Here is a 23,371-nt window from a genome sequence, read left to right on the forward strand (position 1 = left end):
CGCCTGCGGTGACGCGCGGGGCTGGCTGCACGCCGTCGAGCGCGCGGCCGGGCGGCTCGAGGAGGCCGGCGCGCAGCAGCGCGCGGTGGACCTGCTGGAATCGGCCCTCGCCACCGGGCCGGTGCCCGAGCCGGCCCGCTCCCGGCTGGCCCGGCTGCTGGCCCGCTGCGCCGTGGTGGGGCTGCGCTCCGACGAGACGCTGAAGGTCCTCCGGCACATCGTGGCCGACCCCGGACTCGCCCCGGCCGTGCGCGGTGAGATCCGTCTGGACCTCGGGCTGCTGCTGTGCAACCAGGTGGGCGAGGTCATGGAGGGGCGGGACGAACTCGCCCGCGCGGTCGACGACCTGGCCGGCGAGCCGGCGCCGCTGGCCCGGGCGATGTCGGCGCTGGCGATGCCGTACGGACCGGACGCGTCGTTCGCCGAGAACGTCTCCTGGATCGAGCGGGCCGTGGCGGTCGCCGAGGAGTCGGGCGACCCCGTGGTGCGGACGGCCGTGGCCGCGAACCGGGTCAGTGTGCTGCTCAACGGCGGCGACCCGGCGGCCTGGCCGCTCATCGAGCGCCTGCCCCGCGACAGCGATCTCGTCGGCTGCCGCCAGCAGACCTCCCGGGGGTTGTGCAACGCGGCGGACGCGGTGGTGTGGCTCGGCCACTACGAGAAGTCGCGCGCCCTGCTCGCCGAGGGGGTCGAGCTGGCCGCGCGCAGCGGTGCCGCGTACGCCGAGCAGACCGGCCACGGCTGCGCGCTGGTCCTCGACTGGGCGACCGGCCGCTGGTCCGGGCTCGCACAGCGGTGCCGGGCCTTCGTCGAGGAGTCCGGCGACATGCCCTACCTCGCCTCGGACGCCCGGATGGTCCTCGGTCTGCTCGCCCTCGCCCGCGGCGAATGGGCCGACGCCCTCGACCGTCTGACCGGACCCGACGCGGCCGGCCTGGACACCGGGCCGGTACCGATCTCGGCGACCGTGTCCGGTGCGCTGATCCGGCTCGCCCTCGCCCACGACGACCTCACCGGCGCGGCGGACGAGGCCGCCGCCGCGTGGAAGCGGTTGCGGGCCAAGGGGATCTGGGCCTGGGCCGCCGAGCCGGCCCCCTGGGCGGTGGAGGCGACGCTGCGGGCCGGGGAGACGCTCATCGCGGACGCGATGACGGAGGAGTTCGCCGCCGGTCTGGACGGCCGCGACGCACCGTCGGCGGACGCGGCCCTCGCCTGGACGCGCGGGGTCCTCGCCGAGCACACCGGGAGGACGGCGGAGGCCGTCGCCCACTACGGGCGGAGCGCCGCCGCCTACCGGGCGCTGCCCCGGCCCTACCACGCGGCCCTCACCGCGGCGGGCGCCGCCCGCTGCGTCCTCGCCCTGGAGGAGGGCGACGGGACCGCCGTCGCCGCCCTCGCCGACTGCGCCGCGGTGTTCGACGCCCTCGGCGCGACCTGGGACGCCGCCCGCACCCGCGCCGAGCTGCGCCGTCACCAGCCGGTGGCGGAACGCCGGCCGCCCGGCCGCCCCGGATACGGCGACGCGCTGTCGCCGCGCGAGGAGGAGGTGGCGGAACTCGCCGCGGCGGGCATGTCCAACCGGGAGATCGCCACGACGCTGCACCTGTCCCCGCGCACCGTGGAGCAGCATGTCGCGCGGGCGCTCCAGAAGACCGGTGTGCACTCCCGCCAGCAGCTCGCGCGGGCCCTGCGGCAGGCTCCGCACTGATCGCGCGTCCGTGGTGTGCACCTCGGCCGGGCGCCGAGCGGCGTGACCGGGGCACTCGGACGCCGCGTACGCGCGCGGTGCGTCGACGCGGCCCCGGCGTCCGCGGATCGTGACGAGCGGCCCGATCACCGTGTCGGGGCCGAGGCCGCGGCAGCACCACGGGGCGTCACACCGGTGCCGGGCCGGTGCCCGGGCGGCCAGCAGCGCGGCGATCGCCCCGTCCCGGCCCGCGTCCCCGCAGATGTCGACCGGAGTCCTGGCCAGGGACGGGTCCTCGGTGCCGGCGCTCAGCAGCCGGATCGCCTCGTCCTCGCGTCCGTGCCGGGCCGGCGGGCGCGCGTAGGACTCCAGCGGGGAGGTCCGCCTACTCCCCCGCCCCCGCCTTCCCGGCGCACACCGACCTGATCTCCTCCAGCAGCTCCGGGTAGTGCTCGCCGTACGTGCCCACCGCGTGCCACACCGCGTCCAGTGCCGCCTTGAGCGGGGCGGGCTCGGCTGCGGCGAGTACGGCGGGAAGGGCGAAGTGCGGCTGTGAGATCCGCGAGGGTTCGCGCGGGGTGCCGGAAGCGTGCACCGCCACTACGGCACCGTGTCCCACGTCCGCGGCCGGTGGTGCGCTCCGGTCGGCGGGCGCCGTCGGCACGAACGCGCCCAGTGCCCGGCCGAGGCCCGGACGCCTGGGTGCGTCGTCCCCCGGCTTCGCGGCCGGGACCCACTTCACCCCTGCCGTCGCCGCCGGAGGGGCCGGTGGTCGGTACGGCGGGCGCTGCGGAGGTATCGCCTCGCGCACCGACCGGTCCGGTACGCGCGGGTCGGAGCGCAGGATCTCCCACATCCGGGCCGCGTCGTCGAACGGCGGCGGCAGCGGACGCTCCTGCGTCAACGCGGTGAGCGCCTCGGTCACCCACGGCACGTCGGTCAGGCCCGCGGCCTCGCAGGCCCGCCGGGCGGCCAGCAGCGCCACCGCACGCTGGACGCCGGGTCCGGCGGCGTCGAGGGCGTGCACCAGGTCGCTGTCGAAGCGGAGCAGGCCGAGGACGTTGCTCCCCCGGACACCGCGCAGGCCCTCGCTCGGCAGCCGTCCGCCCCACTGCCACTTCTCGTGGTGCAGTCGCCGCTCCTCCGCGGCCCGTTCCTCCGCCCGGCGGGCCAGGCGTTCGGTCTCGGCGCGCTGCTCGGGCGTGGGTGGTGGCGGAAGGCCGCGCGCGTAGCCGTGCCAGTAGGCGGCGTTCCGTGAGGTCTGGCGGATCACCCGGTCCGGGCGGGGCGGCGCGGGCCAGAACTGCAGGAGGTAGCTGTCCGCCTGCGGTTCCCCGGCCACTCTGGTGTCGAGCTCCCGTCCCTCGTCCATCCCCCGGGCGCAGTACCGCACCCGGTAGTCGGTCCGGGCGAGGCCCAGGTCCCACGCGGCCTCGCCCGCCCACTGCACCAGACCGGTGCGCTCCGACAGCGGGCGGAAGGACACCTCCACCACGTCCTCCCAGACCGGGTCCAGCACGGGGGCTTCGTCGTGGACCTCCACGGTGAAGCCGACGTTGCCCGTGTGCAGTCCGGTGTTCAGCCAGAGGGCACCCGGGACCGCCGCCCCGCACAGCCCCCCGCTCTGGCCCGCGCACGCCTCCGAGAGGTCCGGGGTGGGGTCGTCCGGATCGCTCTCGACGTAGATCTGGCCGTAGTGGACGTGCACTTCCCCCGTGACCGGCCTGCGCACCGCACCCCTCCCCTTCGCCGCCGACGGCCCCCGGCCCCTCTGCCGGACGGGCCGTCACCTTTCCCGCATCATGCCGCGGGCCACTGACAACAGGCCCGATGACAACGGCTCCCGGGGCCTGCGCACGCGCGGGCCTCCGGTGCGGGCGGCGGTCGGGGACGTCCACGGGACGACGCCGTCCAAGAAGTTCGCCGGGCGGGCGCCGGGGGTGACCGGTCAGGTGCTGCCGGGCCAGGGGAACCCGAGCCGTCCGGCGCGCCCCCGGCTGGACCATGGCCTCGGGCGCTCGCGCGGTGGCCCGACCACCAAGCTGCGCCTGGCCGTCGAGCAGCGGCAAAAGCCCATGCCGATCGTCGTCACCGCGGGGCGGCGAGGGGACTCCCCGCGGTTCGGGACCGAAGACTGCGGCCGCATCATCCCGCTGCACCGGCCGCGCGCCCTGCTCACGCTGCTGCATCCATTCCCGGCCGGTCGGGACGCGAAAGCAGCGCGACCGGGGCCGGGGGCCGGCTTTCGATACACGCCCCGGCGCCCGGCTGCTCACTCCGACGAATTCGGGAACGGCGCCTCCGGTCAGCCCGCAGGCGGACCGACAGGAGTCCGGCACTCGTACTCGGCGTGCTCGTCGGGCTCAGCTGAACATGTCGAGGTAGTGCTGTTCGTGGGCCGGATGGTAGTCGCCGAAGTCGACGGACGCCGGGTCGCCGCCGGTCTCGGCGAGGACGAGCCGATCGAGGTAGTAGTCCCAGCCGGGGCCGACACCTCCCGCCGTCGCGGGGTCGTCGCCGACGGACTGGGTGAAGGTGAGCGTGGTGGTGCCCTCGTGCTCGACGAGCGTGAGGGTCATGTGCCAGATGAGTTCCTGGCCGGGCACCTGCGACGTGAGAACCAGCCGGCGGGGGGCCCGGCACTCCTGGATGGTGAGGAGCTCGGCCTGGTGCTCCTCACCCTCGTAGAGCATCCGGAAGTCGACCGAGCCGGTCGACGGGTCACCGGTCCACTCGCCGATCCACCGGGCCAGACGGTCCGGCTCGGTGACCGCCGCCCAGACGTCCTTGATGCCGGCCCGGAAGGTGCGGTCGAAGGCGATGCCGTCCACGCCGTCGACGGTCACGCGACGCCCGGTGGGGATGCTGGTCATGCGGATTCCTCCTGAATTCTTCCCGTGTCGGGAGCGGCGTCGGTGCCGGCCCGACGGTCGTGGACGGTTCTGCGAACCTCCAGGTCGAGGGCGTCGAAAGCACTCTCGGGGATCGGGAGGCGGCGCCCGGCAAGCTCGTCGAGCAGGGCGCGGACCGGGGCGAGGCCCGGGCGGGCAAGCGCGTAGTGGCGCTCGCGACCGTGGTCCTCGACGGTGACCAGCCCTGCCTCGGTGAGCAACCGCAGATGTCTGCTCACCGCGGGCCGGCTGATCGGGTGCCGTGCCGCGAGGTCGACCACTCGGGCCGGGCCGACGGCGAGTGCGCGCAGCAGGTCGCGGCGCACGGGGTCAGCCAGGGCGATGAACGGATCCACCCCCTATTGGTAACCCATGGGTTACCAATAGGCAAGTCCTCGGGTCCCCGGATCCACGGCCCCGGGGTTCCCAGAAGGGAAGCGATCCGCCTGACGACGACGCCCGGACGTCACGCGCTCGGGCTGCGGCGCGGTCCACCGCCGCAAGCCGTGGGGAGCATGCTCGGCTTCGGCCCGAAGGCCGGGCTCGTACGGGAAGGTGGGCCGCTCGGCGAGAAGCTCCTCCAGCCGATGAATCCCCGGGCGCGGCCGGTTGAACGGCCTGTCCGGCGCCGTCCTGGTCGGCGAGCTGCACGCTGGACTCCTGCGCCACGCAGGCAGCGTCGGCGCCGGCTGCTTCCGGTGTTCGGGGGGCGATCGGCCCAGGAAGCTCAACCGGCGGAACGACGCCCCCACGAACCGCGTTCAGCGCTCTCACTCGACCGCGAAGTCGGGGGACGTGACGCCCTTGGGCCGCGTCGTCATTCGGCGACGTCGACGCCGTGGGACCGGGCAAGGCCGGCGAGGGCGTGGTCGTGTCCCTGCCCGACCGCGCGCAGCCGCCACCCGTCGCCCCGGCGGTGGATCTCGGCGAGGATCATGGTGCGCCCGGTGGTGGCGGCGCCGAGGGCGACCCGGGCGGTCGGGGCCTCGCCGATCCCGCGGGTGGCGATGACCTCCACCGCGCCGGCGTCGGAGAACGTGGCGTCGCCGTCGATCGCCGCCGCACCACGACCGCGCGTCGGCGGAGGAATCGAGGGAGCGCGCAGTACGTGGTGCGGCCTTGCGCCACGGCTCCGTGCGGATGGCGCGGCCGGACGTGGCCCGAACGGTCAGGCTGCGCCGACACCCCCGAGGAACGACAGCCGGACCTGGCGGTCGCGGTTGTCGACGTTCGTGTCGACCAGGCAGACCGACTGCCAGGTGCCCAGTTCCAGCCGTCCGTCCACCACCGGGAGGGTCGCGTGCGGCGGGACGAAGGCGGGCAGGACGTGGTCGCGGCCGTGGCCGGGGCTGCCGTGGCGGTGCTGCCAGCGGTCGTCGGCGGGCAGCAGGGTGTGCAGGGCGGACAGGAGGTCGTCGTCGCTGCCGGCGCCGGTCTCGATCACGGCGACACCGGCCGTGGCGTGCGGCACGAAGACGTTCAGCAGGCCGTCCCGGCCGGCCGCCGTCTCCCGCAGGAAGGACTCGCAGTCGCCGGTGATGTCGACGACCCTCTCGGCGGATCCGGTGGCGATGGTCAGGACTCGGGTGGCGAAGGCATCGGACATGCCCTCCATCCTGGCCCATGGGCCGGGCTTCCCGGAGGAGCCCCGGCGGGAAGATCCGCGGCCTCCTCCTGGTTGGTGGGAGCGTGAACAGCGTGCGCGAGGTCGAGGCAGTCGTCATAGGCGCCGGGCAGGCCGGTCTGTCGAGCGCCTACCACCTGCGGCGGACCGGGTTCGAGCCGGGCCGCGGCTTCGTGGTGCTGGACCACTCCCCCGGCCCCGGCGGCGCCTGGCAGTTCCGGTGGCCCTCGCTGACGTACGGCAAGGTGCACGGGATGCACGCGCTGCCCGGCATGGAGCTCGGCGACGCCGATCCGGCGCGGGCCTCCTCCGAGGTGATCGGCGAGTACTTCGACCGCTACGAGAAGACCTTCGACCTGCGGGTGCGGCGTCCGGTGGACGTGCGGGCGGTGCGGGAGGGCACCGGCGGACGGCTGCTGGTGGAGACCTCGGACGGCGACTGGTCGACGCGGGCGCTGATCAACGCCACCGGCACCTGGGACCGGCCGTTCTGGCCGCGCTATCCGGGCCAGGAGACCTTCCGGGGGCGGCAGGTGCACACGGCGCGGTACCCCGGCCCTGAGGCGTTCGCCGGGCAGCGGGTGGTCGTGGTGGGCGGCGGCGCCTCGGGCACCCAGCACCTGCTGGAGATCGCGCCGTACGCGGCGGCCACGACGTGGGTGACCCGGCGGCCGCCGGTCTTCCGTGAGGGCCCCTTCGACGAGGGGGCCGGCCGGGCGGCCGTGGCGCTCGTCGAGGAGCGGGTGCGGCGGGGGCTGCCGCCGCGCAGTGTCGTCTCCGTGACGGGGCTGCCGCTCAACGACGCGGTCCGCCGGGGCCTCGCGGACGGCGTGCTCGACCGGCAGCCCATGTTCGAGCGGATCACTCCCGACGGCGTGGAGTGGGGGGACGGGCGGCGGGTGGCCGCCGACGTCATCCTGTGGGCGACCGGCTTCCGGCCCGCCGTCGAGCACCTCGCGCCGCTGCGGCTGCGGGAGCCGGGCGGCGGGATCCGGGTCGAGGGGACGCGGGCGGTCGCCGACCCGCGGGTCCACCTGGTCGGCTACGGCCCCTCGGCGAGCACCGTCGGCGCCAACCGGGCGGGACGCGCGGCGGTGCGGGACGTCAGGCGGCTGCTGGCGGAGGAGGAGCCGGTCGCCGCGTGACGGCCGGGGGCGGACCGCTCACCTCTTCGACGGCTCGCCCGCCTTCTCCTGCCGGGCGCCGGCCTCGGCGACGTTGCGCTGGTGTTCCGCGTAGTCGGCGGTGAAGCGGGTGTCGCCGGGCCCGACCGTGACGAAGTACAGCCAGTCGCCCGGGACCGGGTTGATCGCGGCGCGCACCGCGTCCTCGCCGGGATTGCCGATCGGGGTCGGCGGCAGGCCCATGCGCCGGTACGAGTTGTAGGGGCTGTCGACCTCGGTGTCGGCCTCCACCGTGCGCGGCGTCCTGCGGCCCAGGCCGTAGGTGACGGTCGAGTCCATCTGGAGCGGCATCCCGCGCTCCAGCCGGTTGAAGATCACCCGGGCCACCTTGCCCATGTCGGCCTTGGTGGCGGCCTCCGCCTGGACGATGCTCGCGACGGTGACCGCCTGGTAGACGTTCATCGCGTTGCGCTGCGCGCCGGCGGCGATCGGGGCCCCGTTGAACTTCTTGTCGGCGGTGTCGACCATCCGTGCCAGCAGTTCCTGCGGGGTCGTCCGCCCCTGGAGCGGATACGTGGCCGGGAAGAGGTAGCCCTCCGGGTTGCCCCGGGCCTCGTTCGGCAGTTTCAGTCCCGCCCTGGCGAGGGACTTCCTCGTGGTGCCCGCCGGCAGTTCGAGGGTCTTGTCGACGGCGGCGTACACCTGGCTCGCCCGCCAGCCCTCCGGGACCACCAGGGTCGCGGGGCGGGGCTCGTCCTCACCGCCCATGACCAGCAGCGGCACCGCCACGGCGGTGCCGGCCACGACGGCCCCGAGCGCCGCGAGGGCGAGGCGGCCCCGGCGCGTCAGTCGGATCGTGCTCCGTGACGGAGTGTTCGTCTGCATGCGGGCACGGTAATACGCATATCCCCGCAAAACCGGCATATCTTCATTTTGTCGGCTCCAGTCGGGCGTCCCGGCGCACCAGGGCCGCGTAGCGCCCGCCGCGCTCCAGCAGCTCTTCGTGCGTGCCGCGTTCGACCGCGCGGCCGGAGTCGAGGACCACGATCTGGTCGGCCCCCCGGACGGTGGACAGCCGGTGGGCGATGGTGATTGTGGTGCGGTCGGCCGACAGCGCGTCGATGGCTTCCTGGACGGCGGCCTCGGTACGGGTGTCCAGGGCGCTGGTGGCCTCGTCGAGCACCAGGACCGGCGGGTCGCGCAGGATGGTGCGGGCGATCGCCAGGCGCTGCTTCTCGCCGCCGGAGAACCGGTGGCCGCGCTCACCGACCACCGTGTCGTACCCGTCGGGCAGGGCGGCGATGTGATCGTGGATCTGCGCGGCCCGCGCCGCCGCGTGCAGTTCCTCGTCGGTGGCCTCCGGCTTGGCGAAGCGCAGGTTCTCCGCGACCGAGGCGTGGAACAGGTACGTCTCCTGGGAGACGACGCCCACCGCGCGGGCCAGCGTGTCGAAGTCGAGGTCGCGGACGTCGACGCCGTCGAGGGTGACCCGGCCGCCCGTGACGTCGTACAGCCGCGGCACGAGGTGGCCGAGGGTGGACTTGCCGGCGCCGGTCGGCCCGACCACGGCGAGGCTGCCGCCCGGGGGGACGGTGATGTCGATGCCGTCGAGGACGGGGCCGCCCTCGTCGTCGTAGCCGAAGGTGACGTCCTCGAAGCGGACCTCGCCCTTGACCCGGTCGAGGTGGACCGGGTCCTCGCGCTCGGTGATGTCGATCGGGAGGTCGAGGTACTCGAAGATGCGCTGGAAGAGCGCGAGCGAGGTCTGGATCTGGACGCCGGTGGACAGCAGGCTCACGGCGGGACGGAACAGGCCCTGCTGGAGCGAGACGAACGCGACGATCGTGCCGACGGAGACCTCCGGGCCGCCCGTCTGCAGGGCGATGCCGGCCGTCCAGTAGATGACGGCCGGCATGGCGGCCATGACGACCGTGATGACCGCCATGCGCCAGCGGCCGGCCATGTTGGACCGCACCTCCAGGTCGACCAGGCGCTCGGACTCGTCCGCGAAGGCACCGGTCAGGGAGTCGGAGCGGCCCATGGTGCGGCCGAGGAGGATGCCGCTGACCGAGAGCGACTCGGTGACCGTGGCGGCCATCGCGGCCATCTGCTTCTGGCGCCGGGTGGTGATCTTCTTGCGCTCGTCGCCGACGCGGCGGCTGATCCAGACGAACACCGGCAGCAGCACCAGGGAGACCACGGTCAGCCGCCAGTCGAGGGCCAGCATCGCGACGACGGTGGCGACCACCCCGGTGAGGTTGGAGACCAGGGAGGTCGCCGTGGAGGTCACGGTGGCCTGCATGCCGCCGATGTCGTTGGCGATGCGGGACTGGACCTCGCCGGTGCGGGTGCGGGTGAAGAAGGCGAGCGACATGCGCTGGAGCCGGCCGTAGACGGCGGTGCGCAGGTCGTGCATCACGCGCTGGCCGACGGTGGTCGAGATCAGGGTCTGCAGCACGCCGAAGACGCTGGTGAGGACCGCACCGAGGATCATGCCGAGCGCGAGCAGGCTGAGCAGTCCGGTGCGGCCCTCGGGGAGGGCGACGTCGAGGATCGCCTTCAGCAGGAACGGGGTGGCGACCGAGACCAGCGAGGAGGCGCCGACGAGCAGGCCGACGACCGCGAGGCGGCCCCGGTAGGGACGGAAGAGTCTCAGGACGCGCCGTACCTGCCGGGGCTGCTCCTCGGCGCCGGCGGGCGGGGTCCAGTCGGATTCGCGGTCGGGGTGCATGGTCTCCTTCGGGACGGGCGGGACGGGCGCCCGGGCGGTGGGCCCGAGGGCGGGCGGAGCCCAGCTCATTGTTACCTGTACTCACAATGAACGGCATCCTGATATCGTTCCCGTATGACCGCCCCCGATCCCGACGGCCTGCTGGCCGAGCAGTTGCTTCGGCTGACCCGCCGGGTGCACCGCATCCAGAAGCGCCATCTGGAGGTGTGCGGGCTCGGGATCACCCCCGCCCAGTCGCGGCTGCTGCGCACCCTCGCGCACTACGGCTCACCGCCCCGCATGGCCGATCTGGCCGAGCGCCTGGAGGTGGTCCCCCGCGCCGTCACCACACTGGTCGACGGCCTGGAGGCGAACGGCAAGGTGCGGCGGGCACCGGATCCGGCCAATCGGCGGGTGATCCGGATCGAGCTCACGGACGACGGACGCGCGGCCCTGCGCGAGCTGCGCGCCGCGCGCCGCCTCGCCGCCGAGGAGATCCTGGCCCCGCTGGGGGACGAACAGCGCGAGGCACTGGGCGCGTTGCTGGACACCCTGATCGACGGGGCGGTCCCCCCGCGGTGCGACGAGGCGTCCGCACGACCGGTGTGAGGTGACGGCGCGGCGGTACCGGCGCTCCGGACCGCCGGTTCCGTGCGGTGGCGGGGAAAACCGTTTGCCTACCGGCACGCGGCGGGGTCAACCTGTCACGGTTTGCTGCCGCCGCCCGTGGACGGCGGCAGGCATGCCCGCGCCCTCCCCACCGCTTTCCCCCGCCGCCCCTCCCTGATCCGAGCCACTGGGACCTCATGCAGATCCAAGACCTTCCGTATCCCGACCCGGGGGTGCCCGACGCGCGCTCGGGCCCCCGTCTCCTGTGGTGGCTCTTCCGGAACCAACTGTCCGGCCAGCTCAAGTCGCTGGCCTGGGGCCTGCTGCACTTCACCGCCGTCGCCTCGCTGCCGTTCTGCGTCGGCGTCGCCGTCCAGGCCGCGGTCGACCGCTCCGGCGGCCGGCTCGCCCTGGCCGGCGGTCTGATGGCGCTGGTCTGCGTGGGCAACGCGGTCGGCGAGACCTTTCTGCACCGCGCCGCCGTCACCAACTGGATCACCGCCGCCGCCCGGGTGCAGCAACTGCTCGGCCGCAAGGCCGCCGCACTGGGTTCCGCGCTGACCCGGCGCGTCGCCGCCGGTGAGGTGGTGGCCGTCTCCACCGGTGACGTCGAGAAGATCGGCTGGTTCGTGGAGGCGCTGTCACGGTTCACCGCGGCCGCCGTCACCATCGTGCTGGTCTGCGCCGGCCTGGTCGTCTACCAGCCGGCGCTCGGTGTCGTCGTCGCCGTGGGACTGCCCGTACTGGCGGTCGCGGTGCTGCCGCTGCTGCCCCGCGCCACCCGGCGGGCGGACGTCCAGCGCGAGAAGGCGGGGCGGGCCACCGAGCTCGCCTCGGACACCGTCGCCGGGCTGCGCGTGCTGCGCGGCATCGGCGGCGAGGACCTGTTCCTCGACCGCTACCGCCGCGCCTCCCAGGAGGTCCGCCACGCCGCCGTGCGCAGCGCGCGGATGTGGTCCCTGATCGCCGCGATCCAGGTGCTGCTGCCGGGGATCCTGCTGATCACGGTGGTCTGGTACGGCGTCCGTCTCGCCCGCGAGGGCCGGATCGGCGTCGGCGAACTGGTCACCGTCTACAGCTCGGTCATGGTGCTCACCTACCCCCTGCGGCACGTCGAGGAGATCGCGATGGCGTACTCCTTCTCGCGGCCCTCCGCCAAGCGGGCCGCGCGCGTGCTCTCGCTGGAGCGGGCCACGGACACCGCGGGATCGCGCGGCGACGGGAGCCCGGCCGGCGACCTGTACGACCCGGCGACCGGACTGCTCGCCCCTGCGGGCCGGCTCACCGCCGTGGTGTGCGGGGACCCGGACGCGGCGGGGCGGCTGGCCGAACGGCTCGGCGGGCACGCCGCGGAGCCGGGCGCCTCGGTGCTGCTCGGCGAGGTGCCGCTCGACGAACTGCCGCTGGACTCCGCCCGCCGGGCCGTCCTCGTGCAGGACAAGGACCCGGTGCTGCTCTCCGGCACCCTGCGCGAACTGCTCGACGTGCCGGCGTCCGGTGCGGTCGATCCGCGCGACGCGCTGGACGCCGCGCAGTGCGGGGACGTGCTGGCGGCACTGGTGCAGGGCTCGGTGGACGCCGCGGACCCGATGGACGCGCGGATCACCGAACGCGGGCGGTCCCTGTCGGGCGGACAGCGTCAGCGGCTCGCGCTGGCGCGGTCGCTGGTCACGGACCCGGAGGTGCTGGTCCTGGACGAGCCGACCTCGGCCGTCGACTCGCACACCGAGGCCCGGATCGCCCAGGGCGTGCGCGGACTGCGGGAGGGCCGCACCACCGTGGTGTTCACCTCCTCCCCGCTGCTGCTGGACCGCGCCGACCGGGTGGTGTTCCTGCACGGCGGCACCGTCGCGGCGGTCGGCGGCCACCGCGAACTGGTGCGCGCCGAACCCCGGTACCGGGCCGTGGTGACGCGCGATACCGAGGACGGGGCCGGGGCGCGGGTCCCGCGCGAGGACGAGGCGCTGCACCGACTGCAGGAGCTGGAAGAGATCGAGGAGACAGCATGATCGGCGTGGCGCCACCGGCCTACGACCCGGCGGCCCCGACCGCGGCCGACGCCCTGCCCGTGGGGGCGCCCGCGACGGTGCGCGCCTACGTCACGGAGCTGCTGCGCCGGCACCGGCGGGCCTTCCTGCTGCTGATCACCGTGAACACGGTCGCCGTGATCGCGTCCATGGCCGGCCCGTACCTCCTGGGCGGACTGGTGGAGCGGGTCTCGGACCGGGAGCGGGAGCTGCATCTGGGCCTCACCGCCGGGATCTTCGTCCTCGCGCTGGCGGTCCAGGCGGTGTTCGTCCGGCAGGTCCGGCTGCGCGGGGCGATGCTCGGTGAACGGATGCTGGCCGATCTGCGCGAGGACTTCCTGGTGCGGTCGGTCGGCCTGCCGCCGGGCGTGCTGGAGCGGGCGGGCACGGGTGATCTGCTGTCGCGGATCACGACCGACATCGACCGGCTCGGCAACGCGATGCGGGAGGCCGTTCCCCAGTTGGCCATCGGCACGGTGTGGGCGGTGCTGCTGCTGGGCGGGCTGGTCGTCACGGCGCCCGAACTGGCGCCGGCCGTACTGGTCGCGGTGCCCCTGCTGGTGGCCGGATGCCGCTGGTACTTCCGGCGGGCGCCGGCCGCCTACCGCTCCGAGGCGGCCGGGTACGCCGCCGTGGCCGCCGCGCTCACCGAGACCGTGGACGCGGGGCGGACCGTGGAGGCACACCGCCTCGGTCCGCGCCGTGTGGCGCTGACCGACCGGCGGGTCGGGGAGTGGACGGCCTGGGAGCGCTACACGCTCTGGCTGCGGTCGGTGCTCTTCCCCGTCGTCAACGTCACCCACGTCACCGTGCTCGGCTCGGTGCTGATGATCGGCGGGGTGTTCGTCCTGCAGGGCTGGATCGGTGTCGGCCAGCTCACCACGGGCGCGCTGATCGCGCAGATGCTGGTCGACCCGGTGGGGCTGATCCTGCGGTGGTACGACGAGCTGCAGGTGGCGCAGGTGTCGCTGGCCCGGCTGGTCGGGGTCCGGGACATCGAGCCCGACGCCGGGGACGCCGCGCTCGCCCCCGACGGACGCCGGGTGCACGCGGACCGGGTGCGCTTCGGCTACCGGGAGGGCGTGGACGTGCTGCGCGCGGTGTCCCTCGAGGTCGCCCCCGGGACCAGGCTGGCGCTGGTCGGCCCTTCGGGTGCCGGCAAGTCCACCCTGGGCCGCCTCCTCGCCGGGATCTACGCGCCCCGGGACGGGCGGGTCACCCTGGGCGACGCCGAGCTGTCGCGGATGACCGCGGACCGGGTCCGCAAGCACGTGGCACTGGTCAACCAGGAGCATCACGTCTTCGTGGGCTCCCTGCGCGACAATCTGCGGCTCGCCAGGACGAACGCGGAGGACGCCGAACTGTGGGCGGCGCTCGGGGCGGTCGACGCGGACGGCTGGGCCCGGGCGCTCGACGAGGGTCTGGACACCGAGGTCGGTTCCGGCGGCGTCGCGCTCACCCCGGCGCAGGCCCAGCAGATCGCGCTGGCCCGGCTGGTGCTGGCCGACCCGCACACACTGGTCCTGGACGAGGCGACCTCGCTGCTCGATCCGCGCGCGGCGCGTCACCTGGAACGCTCCCTGGCCCGTGTCCTGGACGGCAGGACCGTCGTCGCCATCGCCCACCGGCTGCACACCGCCCATGACGCGGACGTCATAGCCGTCGTGGAGGACGGCCGCATCAGCGAACTGGGCAGCCACGACGACCTGGTCGCGGCGGACGGGGCGTACGCGGCGCTGTGGCGCTCCTGGCACGGCTGAGCCCGCCCCGTCCCGGCGGACCCCGCCGGGACGGGGCGCGGACCGCGGGCGCGCCGCCCGCCGGGGGCCGTGCCGTTGCGCGGTGGGGAACTCCGGTGGAAGGCTGGAGTCAGGCACCGGCCCGGGGAGCGGCCGGGGGTCCGGCGGACCGGACACCGGAGGCACGGTGTCGCCCACCCGCGGCCCGGCGCGGGCCGCGGCGGGAAGGGGCCCGCCCCCACCCTCTGGAGGTACCCGTGAACAGCGCCGACGGTTGGGGAGACGACGTCTACCAGCCCGACGCGTCCGAGATCCAGGACGACGCCGGACTGCTCGACGCCGAGGACACCCTGGAGAACGACGGCGTCGCCGACCCCCTCGACCGGGGCTGGTCCCCTCCGGAGCGGCCCTGGGCCGTGGAGCACTACGGCGTGACGGCGGCGGAGCGCCGCGAGGGGGAGACGCTGGACCAGCGGCTCGCCGAGGAGGTGCCCGACCCCGCCGCCTACGACGGCGACGGCATCGGTGATTCCCCGGGCACCGACGGGGAACCCCTGGACAACGAGGTGGGCGCCGCACGCTCAGGGCGGCTGGTGGCCCCCGACGAAGGGACGCACGAGGACGAGGAGGAGGCCCTGGTCGCCACGGACGTCGGCATCGACGGCGCCGCCGCCTCCGCCGAGGAGGCCGCGATACACGTGGTCGACGAGGACGGCCTTCCCGGCTGACCCCGAGGAGCACCCATGCAGCAGGACAAGCACCCCGACTACCACCCGGTCGTCTTCCGTGACCGTGCCGCCGGGTACGCCTTCCTCACCCGGTCCACCGCGACCAGCGACCTGACGATCGAGTGGGACGACGGCGAGACCTACCCGGTGGTGGAGGTGGAGATCTCCTCGGAGAGCCACCCGTTCTACACGGGCCGGGCCCGGACCGTGGACACGGAAGGCCGCGTCGCCCGCTTCGAGCGCCGGTACGGCGGCGGGGGCGCCGGCTGAGTCCCGTGGCGGTCGCGTCCCTCAGATCACGTTGAGCGCCGCCGCGCAGCCCACCCCGCCCAGCAGCATGAACACGGGCATCAGCACCTTCAGCTCCACCCAGCTGCCGGCCCGGAACCGCATCGCCTTCGGCGGGCCGACCGGGTACCAGCGCCTGCGGCCCACCGGTATCGGCCACAGGATCGGGCAGCCGGAGACGGTCAGCGCGTCCCCGATGTCGTGCACCAGCGCGCCCAGGACGATCGGCAGGCCCAGCCACAGGTACTCCTGGCCCGGCTCGGTGAACAGCCAGTCGGAGCCGTGTCCCGGCTGGTCCAGGACGCCCGCGATGATCCAGGCGCAGGCCGCCGCCAGCAGCCACACCAGGACGTCGCTGCTCGATCCCCGCGTCGCCCGCCACAGCAGGCCCTCGATGGCCAGCACCATGTGCACGAAGAGGATGGCCAGCACCGCCCAGCGGCCGCCCGTGATCGCCAGGACCGAGGTGCCGGCGCCGATCAGCACCGCCCACAGCCAGGTGTGGGTGAGCGTGCGGTGCCCGCCGGAGCGGCGCGGGTCGCCCTGCTTCCTGGTGGCCTTGTAGACGGCGTAGGACAGCTTGTCGACGATCTCGCACAGCCACCGGGACACGGGCCCGAAGGCCCGCGAGATGGTGGCCGCCTTGTGGTCCAGGTCGGGGGCGAGCGCGGCGCCGGCGCAGATCAGGGCGCCTGCCAGGAGGACCGGCCAGGGCATGGGGTGTCCGGCCGCGGCCGTCGCCGCGCCGACCCCCAGCCAGGCAGCGGCGCCCGACAGTGAGTGTGCTGGTCCCATCATCGCCGTTGCCCGCCCCATTCCTCGTTCGCCGCCGGCCGGTCGGCCCGGTGCGTCGACGCTCCGCCGGCGACACAGCGTAGCGTTCACGATCTTCGGATCCGCAGCCGATTCCCCCCTGGGCCGGGCGGGCAGGCAAGATGGGGGCGTGACCCTCATCGATCAGCTGCCGCCGACCGCCGACCCCGACGCCCTCTACGAAGCCTTCGAGTCGTGGGCCCGGGAGCGCGGTCTCACTCTCTATCCCCACCAGGAGGAGGCGCTGATCGAGGTGGTCTCCGGGGCGAACGTGATCGTGTCGACGCCCACGGGTTCCGGCAAGAGCATGATCGCGGCGGCCGCCCACTTCGCCGCCCTGGCGCGCGACGAGGTCACCTTCTACACGGCGCCCATCAAGGCGCTGGTGTCGGAGAAGTTCTTCGAGCTGTGCAAGGTCTTCGGCACCGAGAACGTCGGCATGCTCACCGGTGACGCCTCCGTCAACGCCGACGCCCCGGTCATCTGCTGCACCGCCGAGGTGCTGGCGTCGATCGCGCTGCGCGACGGCAAGGACGCCGACGTGGGCCAGGTCGTGATGGACGAGTTCCACTTCTACGCGGAAGGGGACCGCGGCTGGGCCTGGCAGATCCCGCTCCTCGAGCTGCCGCAGGCGCAGTTCGTGCTGATGTCGGCGACGCTCGGCGACGTCTCCTTCTTCGAGAAGGACCTCACCCGCCGCACCGGCCGTCCCACCGCCGTGGTCCGTTCCGCCACCCGGCCCGTGCCGCTGTCCTACGAGTACCGGTACACGCCGCTCACCGAGACGCTCACCGATCTGCTCGAGGCCCGGCAGGCGCCGGTCTACATCGTGCACTTCACCCAGGCGCAGGCGGTGGAGCGGGCGCAGGCGCTGATGAGCATCAACATGTGCACGCGCGAGGAGAAGGACAGGATCGCCGAGCTGATCGGCAACTTCCGCTTCACCACCAAGTTCGGCCGCAATCTGTCCCGTTACGTCCGGCACGGCATCGGGGTGCACCACGCCGGCATGCTGCCCAAGTACCGGCGGCTGGTGGAGAAGCTCGCGCAGGCCGGTCTGCTGAAGGTCATCTGCGGCACCGACACGCTCGGCGTGGGCGTCAACGTGCCCATCCGCACGGTGCTGTTCACGGCCCTGACCAAGTACGACGGCAGCCGCGTGCGCACACTGCGGGCCCGTGAGTTCCACCAGATCGCGGGCCGCGCCGGACGCGCCGGCTTCGACACCGAGGGCTTCGTGGTGGCCCAGGCCCCCGAGCACGTCATCGAGAACGAGAAGGCGCTGGCCAAGGCCGGAGACGACCCGAAGAAGCGCCGCAAGGTGGTGCGCAAGAAGGCGCCCGAGGGGTTCGTCGCCTGGAGCGAACAGACCTTCGAGAAGCTCATCGGCTCCGAGCCGGAGCCGCTGACCTCGCGCTTCCGGGTCACCCACACCATGCTGCTGTCGGTGATCGCCAGGCCCGGCAACGCCTTCGAGGCGATGCGACGGCTGCTGGAGGACAACCACGAGCCGCGCAGGCAGCAGCTGCGGCACATCCGGCGGGCGATCGCCATCTACCGCTCGCTGCTGGACGGCGGCATCGTCGAGAAGCTCGACCGGCCGGACGCCGAGGGCCGCATCGTCCGTCTCACCGTGGACCTGCAGCAGGACTTCGCGCTGAACCAGCCGCTGTCCACGTTCGCGCTGGCCGCGTTCGAGCTGCTGGATCCCGAATCGCCGTCGTACGCGCTGGACATGGTGTCCGTGGTGGAGTCCACGCTGGACGATCCGCGCCAGATCCTCGCCGCCCAGCAGAACAAGGCGCGCGGCGAGGCGGTCGCCGCGATGAAGGCCGACGGCGTGGAGTACGAGGAGCGCATGGAGCGGCTCCAGGACGTCACCTACCCGAAGCCGCTGGAGGAGCTGCTCTTCCACGCCTACGACACCTACCGCAAGAGCCACCCCTGGGTCGGTGACCACCCGCTGTCGCCGAAGTCCGTGATCCGGGACATGTACGAACGGGCGCTGTCGTTCACCGAGTTGGTCTCCCACTACGAGCTGGCCCGCACCGAGGGGATCGTGCTGCGCTACCTCGCGAGCGCCTACAAGGCGCTGGAGCACACCGTCCCGGACGACCTGAAGTCGGAGGACCTGGAGGACCTGATCGCCTGGCTGGGCGAGACGGTGCGCCAGGTCGACTCCAGCCTGCTGGACGAGTGGGAGCAGCTGGCCAACCCGGAGGAGATGACCGCCGAGGAGGCGCAGGAGAAGGCCGACCAGGTCAAGCCGGTCACCGCCAACGCGCGCGCCTTCCGCGTCCTGGTCCGCAACGCCATGTTCCGCCGGGTCGAGCTCGCCGCCCTCGACCAGGTGGACGAGCTGGGCGAGCTGGACGCCGAGGGCGGCTGGGACGCCGAGGCCTGGGGCGAGGCGATGGACAGGTACTGGGACGAGTACGAGGAGCTCGGCACCGGGCCCGACGCCCGCGGGCCGAAGCTGCTGCTGATCGAGGAGCAGCCGGAGAACGGGCTGTGGCGGGTCCGGCAGATCTTCGACGACCCCGCCGGTGACCACGACTGGGGCATCAGCGCCGAGGTCGACCTCACCGCCTCCGACGCGGAGGGCCGCGCGGTCGTCCGGGTCACCGATGTCGGCCAGTTGTGAGCGCAGGAGGATCCCACCCATGACGAATCCGGCCGAGAGCCTCGTCGCCCTGCTCGACCTGGAGCAGATCGAGGTCGACATATTCCGTGGCCGCAGCCCGCAGGAGTCCCTGCAGCGGGTCTTCGGCGGCCAGGTGGCGGGCCAGGCCCTGGTCGCCGCCGGCCGCACCACGGAGGGCGACCGCCCGGTGCACTCGCTGCACGCGTACTTCCTGCGTCCGGGCAGGCCCGGCGTGCCGATCGTGTACCAGGTCGAACGGGTGCGGGACGGCCGGTCGTTCACCACCCGCCGGGTCACCGCGGTGCAGCAGGGCCGCACGATCTTCAACCTGACCGCCTCCTTCCACAGGCCCGAACAGGGAGGTTTCGAACACCAGTTGCCGCCGGCCCGGAAGGTCCCGGATCCCGAGTCGCTGCCGACGGTGTCCGACGAGATCCGCGGGCATCTGGGCACGCTGCCGGAGCAGCTGGAGCGGATGGCGCGCCGCCAGCCCTTCGACATCCGCTATGTGGACCGGCTGCGCTGGGACCCCGACGAGGTCAGGGGCGCCGAGCCGCGCAGCGCGGTGTGGATGCGCGCGGTCGGCCCGCTCGGCGACGATCCGCTGGTGCACACCTGCGCCCTGACCTACGCCAGTGACATGACCCTCCTGGATGCCGTGCGGATCCCGGTGGAGCCGCTGTGGGGGCCGCGCGGCTTCGACATGGCGTCGCTGGACCACGCCATGTGGTTCCACCGCCCGTTCCGGGCGGACGAGTGGTTCCTGTACGACCAGGAGTCGCCGATCGCCACGGGCGGCCGGGGCCTGGCCCGCGGCCGGATCTACGACCTGGAGGGCCGGATGCTGGTCTCCGTCGTCCAGGAGGGCTTGTTCCGGGCGCTGTAGGTCACCGGTCTCCGTGCCGCGACCCCGTGGACGCTCCGCGGCGGAGAAGGGGACCGCGGGTCAGAGTTCCACGCCGGGTTCCGGTCGGCGGGTGTCCACGTCCAGGTGCTCGCCGACCCGGTTGACCAGCAGCGTCATCTCGTACCCGATCTGGCCGATGTCGGCCTCCGCCCCGCTCAGGACGCACAGGCAGCTGCCGTTGCCCGCCGCGGTGACGAAGAGCACCGCGTCGTCGAACTCGATCATCGTCTGGCGCACCCCGCCCGCGCCGAAGTGCCGTCCCGAGCCCTTGGCGAGGCTGTGCAGTCCGGACGACACCGCGGCGAGGTGCTCCGCGTCCTCGCGCCGCAGCCCCGTGCTCGCCCCCGTCACCAGCCCGTCGTTGGACAGCACCAGCGCGTGCCGTACGTGTTCGACGCGCTGGGTCAGGTCGTCCAGCAGCCAGTCGAGTCCCCGGTTCTGCGCCATGTCGTGTGTCTCCCCCTGGTCTTCCCCGTGGTCTGCCCCGTGTGTCGCCCTCCTGGCGGGAGGGCCCTCGCGCCAGCCTTCACCACGACCGGGCCCCGGGCAAGGAGGACGGCGACCAAGGGACGGAAGATGACCGAGGAAGAGTGGCGCGAGCCCGGATCCCGCGGTCTCCCGCCGGATCACGCCCGCGTGCGTCGCGCGGCACGGCGGTGCGCCGGAGCGACCGCGTCACGCTCGAACCCGCGCACGGCGGCGCCGCTCGTCCCGGTGGGGGATCATGCGGAACATGAGCCACGACCTCGCACACGTCCAGGAATTCTTCACCGCGCGTGCCGCGGACTGGGACCACCGCTTCCCCGACGACGGCCCGGCCTACGCGGCCGCGGTGGCCGGGCTCGGGCTGCGCGAGGGCGACCGGGTGCTCGACGCGGGCTGCGGTACCGGGCGGGCCCTGCCGCCGCTGCGTGCGGCCGTGGGGGCCTCGGGCGTGGTGATCGGCGCGGATCTGACCCCGGCCATGCTGCGGGAGGCGGCGCGGGCCGGGCGGGACCGCGACGGGGTGCTGCTGCTGGCCGACGTCGCCGCCCTGCCCCTGCGCCCCTCCTCGCTGGACGCCGTGTTCGCGGCGGGGCTGATCGCGCATCTTCCCGATCCGGCCGGGAGCCTCCGGGAGATCGCCCGGGCGGTGCGGCCCGGTGGCGTGCTGGCGCTGTTCCATCCGGTCGGCCGGGCGGCCCTCGCCGCGCGCCAGGGCCGCGCGCTCACCCCGGACGACCTCCGCGCGGAGCCGAACCTCCGTGCGCTGCTGACGCGTTCGGGCTGGCACATGACGTCGTACGCCGACGAGGACGCCCGGTTCCTGGCGCTGGCCGTACGCACGGACTGAACACCCGGGCCGTGTGCGGGGCGGTCAGTCCGGGCGCCGTACCGGGCAGCCCCGCACTCCCGGCACCGGGTGGGTGCCCAGGTCCGCCGGCCGGTAGCCGTTCGGGTAGCTCTTGATCTCCCGGTTCTGCCGGGCGAAGTGCGGGGCGCGGCGCGGCGGCAGCAGCCGGACGGCACGGCCCCGCAGCCGTACCGCGCGGCGCACCCACGCGCGCGTGGCCGCGCTCGGCGGGGTGTAGCGGAAGGCGCGCAGCAGGGGCTCGTCGAGCAGGGCGAGCGTGGCGGTGCGCAGCACGGGGGCGAGCGGACGCGGGTACCAGGAGGCCATGAGGTCGAGGGTGGCGTCCGAGACCCGCCGCGCGCCCTCGTCCCAGCCGAAGTGGGCCTGCTCGTAGGCGTCCAGACAGCTCTCGAACTCCTCGTAGGACCCGGGGACGTCCGTGATGCCCATGTGCCGGCCCAGGGTCCGGTAGTGGACGGTACCGGCGACGATCTCGTGCCGCGACAGCCGGCGCCATCCGTAGGCGTCGATCCAGCGCCTGGGCATCACCACGAACGTGCACAGGACGTACCGCATGTCGTCGTCGGGGATGTCGTAGGCGCGGTGCATCCGGTTGATGCGGCGGATCGCGGTCCTGCCCGGTGCGCTGTCGAATCCGTGCTCGACGACGGCGTCCAGGAGCAGCGAGGTGTCGTCGTAGCGCTTCTGGGACCGGTCGGTGAGCTCCCCCGTCGCGGCGAGCAGCCGGCCGATCCGGGGCACGGCGTAGGTGCGGTAGAGGGCCAGCTCCAGGGCCCGGGTGTAGTCCCAGGGGAACTCGTAGGCCGAGCTGAGCCGGTAGATCTCCGTGGCCTGCCGGTAGGGGTCCATCCGCCGGATCCGTTCCAGTCGTTCGAAGCGCCGCACCGTGCCGCCCCCTCCTGCCGTCGAGGCTGCAACTCTACGGTGGGTGGCGGGGGACGCACGGTCGGCGAGGGCGCTCGTGCGGGGGCGGGGCGGGCCCCGGGGGGACGGTCGCGCGGGCGCCGCCGGGTCCCCCGGCCGCCCGAACCGTCCGCGGGCACGCGGCCGATCCGCCCCGTCCGGCCGGAAACCCGCAGCTCCGGGCATGGCCGCGGGGGTCGTGACAAGCGGCTCGGGGTCGGCATAGGGTGCGCGCCGGTGGACGAACCGATGGGGAGGCTGGGATGGCCGGGACCGATGAGGAAGCCGTCGCCGCCGCGGACGACGCGCTCTACGTGCTCACGGCGGCGCTGCTGACCCCGGCGAAGTTCCCGAGCGTGCTGGGCGACGACTATCCGGAGGCGTGCGCGGCGCTCGGTCTTCCGCCCCGCGCCGACGGGTACGGCCTGGTGCTCGGCCAGGACGGCGCAGGCGCCCGGTGGACCGTCGTCGTCGACGACGTCTCGCTGGTCGCCGTCGCGATCGCGTCCTGGGACTGCGGCATGGAGCACGACCTGTCGCCGGACGAGCACACGGTCGTCGCCGCGCTGCCCGGCTGGCCCCTCGCGGTCGCCGTCGCGGCGCCGAACGTGCCCGCGCCGCACGACCCCGGCCCCGACGCCACGGACGCGCCCCCGCTGACGCCGCCGGACACCGGGGCCTGGGGACCGGCCCAGCGGCGGCTGGGGGCCGACGAGATCGCGCTCCGGTGGACGGTCTGGCGGGAGCGGGTCGACGACGCCGCGTTCCCGGCGCCGGACGGCTCCGCCCGGACGGCCGACGACGCCGGGGGGCCCGCGGAGGACGGCCGGGAGGGCGCCTCGGGCGACGGCCCGGACGGGCAGCCGGGACACCGCGGGGTCCGGCGGGTGCTGGCGGAGGCACGCGCCTACGTCGACTCGCCGCCGCCGCTCGGCCGGGTCCGCTCGTCCTTCGCCCCGGGCGGCGCGCGCACCCTGCGCGCCGACGGCCCCGGATGGTCGCTGGTGGCGCGGACGGACGACATCGCGTTCGTCCTGCTGGACGACGAACCCGGTGAGGTCCTCCCGGTGGGCCGGGGCCCGGAGCTGCCGGGCCTGCTCGAGGCACTCGACCGGATGGCCGTACGGCCGCTGTGAGGACATGCGGTCCCGGAAGGGGCCGCGCCGTGGCGGGCAGGGAGCGGGCATGTGGAAAGGCCCCGCGTGTCGGCACCGCGTCATGGGGTGCCGACCCATCGATGACGGTGAGGGCGAGCCCTCACCCTGGGGCAGTTCCACGATCGATCCCCGTTCCCCCTTCCGCTGCCCGTCCTTCCGGAGGCCG

General features: G+C 74.1%; 21 protein-coding genes. 11 read left to right on the forward strand and 10 right to left on the reverse strand.

Annotation, left to right across the window (positions count from 1 at the left end):
* On the forward strand, positions 1-1,708 hold a 1,708-nt coding region (locus ABTY20_RS27440), incomplete at its 5' end, for a LuxR C-terminal-related transcriptional regulator (RefSeq protein ID WP_351999729.1).
* Positions 1,709-2,072: 364 nt separating this feature from the next.
* Here the strand turns inward: ABTY20_RS27440 and ABTY20_RS27445 are convergent.
* From ABTY20_RS27445 to ABTY20_RS27470, 5 genes are all read right to left on the reverse strand, one after another.
* Positions 2,073-3,419, reverse strand: a complete 1,347-nt coding sequence (locus tag ABTY20_RS27445; RefSeq protein WP_351999730.1) for a hypothetical protein — start codon at positions 3,417-3,419, stop codon at positions 2,073-2,075.
* A gap of 631 nt (positions 3,420-4,050) precedes the next feature.
* Positions 4,051-4,560 (reverse strand): SRPBCC family protein, encoded by a 510-nt coding sequence (locus ABTY20_RS27450; protein ID WP_351999731.1) that lies wholly within the window; start codon positions 4,558-4,560, stop codon positions 4,051-4,053.
* Positions 4,557-4,934: an ArsR/SmtB family transcription factor gene (locus ABTY20_RS27455; protein WP_351999732.1), complete on the reverse strand. Its 378-nt coding sequence runs from the start codon at positions 4,932-4,934 to the stop codon at positions 4,557-4,559. Before ABTY20_RS27455 ends, ABTY20_RS27450 begins: the two co-directional genes overlap by 4 nt.
* Positions 4,935-5,395: 461 nt before the next feature.
* The gene (locus ABTY20_RS27465) at positions 5,396-5,596 is read right to left on the reverse strand and encodes a TerD family protein (RefSeq protein ID WP_351999733.1); all 201 of its coding nucleotides are present in this window, start codon (positions 5,594-5,596) and stop codon (positions 5,396-5,398) included.
* A 150-nt stretch (positions 5,597-5,746) separates the two neighbouring features.
* Positions 5,747-6,184 (reverse strand): secondary thiamine-phosphate synthase enzyme YjbQ, encoded by a 438-nt coding sequence (locus ABTY20_RS27470; RefSeq protein WP_351999734.1) that lies wholly within the window; start codon positions 6,182-6,184, stop codon positions 5,747-5,749.
* An 83-nt stretch (positions 6,185-6,267) separates the two neighbouring features.
* Here ABTY20_RS27470 and ABTY20_RS27475 point away from each other — a divergent pair, with 83 nt between their 5' ends.
* Complete coding sequence (locus ABTY20_RS27475; protein ID WP_351999735.1) at positions 6,268-7,347, forward strand: NAD(P)-binding domain-containing protein; 1,080 nt, start codon at positions 6,268-6,270, stop codon at positions 7,345-7,347.
* 18 nt (positions 7,348-7,365) lie between these two features.
* Here the strand turns inward: ABTY20_RS27475 and mltG are convergent, their stop codons facing one another.
* Positions 7,366-8,211: an endolytic transglycosylase MltG gene (gene mltG, locus ABTY20_RS27480; protein WP_351999736.1), complete on the reverse strand. Its 846-nt coding sequence runs from the start codon at positions 8,209-8,211 to the stop codon at positions 7,366-7,368.
* A 43-nt stretch (positions 8,212-8,254) separates the two neighbouring features.
* On the reverse strand, positions 8,255-10,057 hold the full coding sequence (locus ABTY20_RS27485; protein WP_351999737.1) for an ABC transporter ATP-binding protein: 1,803 nt from the start codon (positions 10,055-10,057) through the stop codon (positions 8,255-8,257).
* A gap of 114 nt (positions 10,058-10,171) precedes the next feature.
* On the opposite strand from ABTY20_RS27485, the gene ABTY20_RS27490 reads away from it, so the two are divergent.
* The 5 genes from ABTY20_RS27490 (at position 10,172) to ABTY20_RS27510 (ending at position 15,409) form a co-directional block, all read left to right on the forward strand.
* Positions 10,172-10,645 carry a MarR family winged helix-turn-helix transcriptional regulator gene (locus tag ABTY20_RS27490; RefSeq protein ID WP_351999738.1) on the forward strand — a complete coding sequence of 158 codons (474 nt, stop codon included), beginning with the start codon at positions 10,172-10,174 and terminating at the stop codon, positions 10,643-10,645.
* Between the two features lie 197 nt (positions 10,646-10,842).
* A complete protein-coding gene (locus ABTY20_RS27495) occupies positions 10,843-12,654 on the forward strand; it encodes an ABC transporter ATP-binding protein (RefSeq protein ID WP_351999739.1) in 1,812 nt (603 codons plus the stop codon).
* Complete coding sequence (locus tag ABTY20_RS27500; RefSeq protein ID WP_351999740.1) at positions 12,651-14,432, forward strand: ABC transporter ATP-binding protein; 1,782 nt, start codon at positions 12,651-12,653, stop codon at positions 14,430-14,432. The genes ABTY20_RS27495 and ABTY20_RS27500 overlap by 4 nt, the downstream gene beginning before the upstream one ends.
* 236 nt (positions 14,433-14,668) lie before the next feature.
* Positions 14,669-15,139: a DUF5709 domain-containing protein gene (locus ABTY20_RS27505; protein WP_351999741.1), complete on the forward strand. Its 471-nt coding sequence runs from the start codon at positions 14,669-14,671 to the stop codon at positions 15,137-15,139.
* Positions 15,140-15,154: 15 nt separating this feature from the next.
* Positions 15,155-15,409 carry a type B 50S ribosomal protein L31 gene (locus ABTY20_RS27510; RefSeq protein ID WP_351999742.1) on the forward strand — a complete coding sequence of 85 codons (255 nt, stop codon included), beginning with the start codon at positions 15,155-15,157 and terminating at the stop codon, positions 15,407-15,409.
* Positions 15,410-15,430: 21 nt separating this feature from the next.
* Here ABTY20_RS27510 and ABTY20_RS27515 read toward each other — a convergent pair whose 3' ends face one another.
* Positions 15,431-16,225, reverse strand: coding sequence for a metal-dependent hydrolase (locus ABTY20_RS27515; protein WP_351999743.1), 795 nt, complete (start codon positions 16,223-16,225; stop codon positions 15,431-15,433).
* Between the two features lie 145 nt (positions 16,226-16,370).
* Here ABTY20_RS27515 and ABTY20_RS27520 point away from each other — a divergent pair, with 145 nt between their 5' ends.
* Together ABTY20_RS27520 and ABTY20_RS27525 are read left to right on the forward strand one after the other, a co-directional pair.
* Positions 16,371-18,884 carry a DEAD/DEAH box helicase gene (locus tag ABTY20_RS27520; RefSeq protein ID WP_351999744.1) on the forward strand — a complete coding sequence of 838 codons (2,514 nt, stop codon included), beginning with the start codon at positions 16,371-16,373 and terminating at the stop codon, positions 18,882-18,884.
* Between the two features lie 19 nt (positions 18,885-18,903).
* On the forward strand, positions 18,904-19,770 hold the full coding sequence (locus tag ABTY20_RS27525; RefSeq protein ID WP_351999745.1) for an acyl-CoA thioesterase: 867 nt from the start codon (positions 18,904-18,906) through the stop codon (positions 19,768-19,770).
* 60 nt (positions 19,771-19,830) lie between these two features.
* Here ABTY20_RS27525 and ABTY20_RS27530 read toward each other — a convergent pair whose 3' ends face one another.
* A complete protein-coding gene (locus ABTY20_RS27530; protein WP_351999746.1) occupies positions 19,831-20,238 on the reverse strand; it encodes a roadblock/LC7 domain-containing protein in 408 nt (135 codons plus the stop codon).
* Positions 20,239-20,524: 286 nt separating this feature from the next.
* Between ABTY20_RS27530 and ABTY20_RS27535 the strand changes: the two genes are divergently transcribed.
* Positions 20,525-21,124, forward strand: a complete 600-nt coding sequence (locus tag ABTY20_RS27535) for a class I SAM-dependent methyltransferase (protein WP_351999747.1) — start codon at positions 20,525-20,527, stop codon at positions 21,122-21,124.
* Between the two features lie 24 nt (positions 21,125-21,148).
* Here ABTY20_RS27535 and ABTY20_RS27540 read toward each other — a convergent pair whose 3' ends face one another.
* Positions 21,149-22,030 carry an oxygenase MpaB family protein gene (locus tag ABTY20_RS27540; RefSeq protein WP_351999748.1) on the reverse strand — a complete coding sequence of 294 codons (882 nt, stop codon included), beginning with the start codon at positions 22,028-22,030 and terminating at the stop codon, positions 21,149-21,151.
* A 281-nt stretch (positions 22,031-22,311) separates the two neighbouring features.
* Here ABTY20_RS27540 and ABTY20_RS27545 point away from each other — a divergent pair, with 281 nt between their 5' ends.
* Positions 22,312-23,184, forward strand: a complete 873-nt coding sequence (locus ABTY20_RS27545; RefSeq protein ID WP_351999749.1) for a hypothetical protein — start codon at positions 22,312-22,314, stop codon at positions 23,182-23,184.
* The last annotated feature ends 187 nt before the right edge of the window (positions 23,185-23,371 follow it).

Origin of the sequence: Streptomyces sp. NPDC126497, from assembly GCF_040302425.1 — a bacterium.
In the GTDB taxonomy this organism is placed as follows: Bacteria; Actinomycetota; Actinomycetes; order Streptomycetales; family Streptomycetaceae; genus Streptomyces.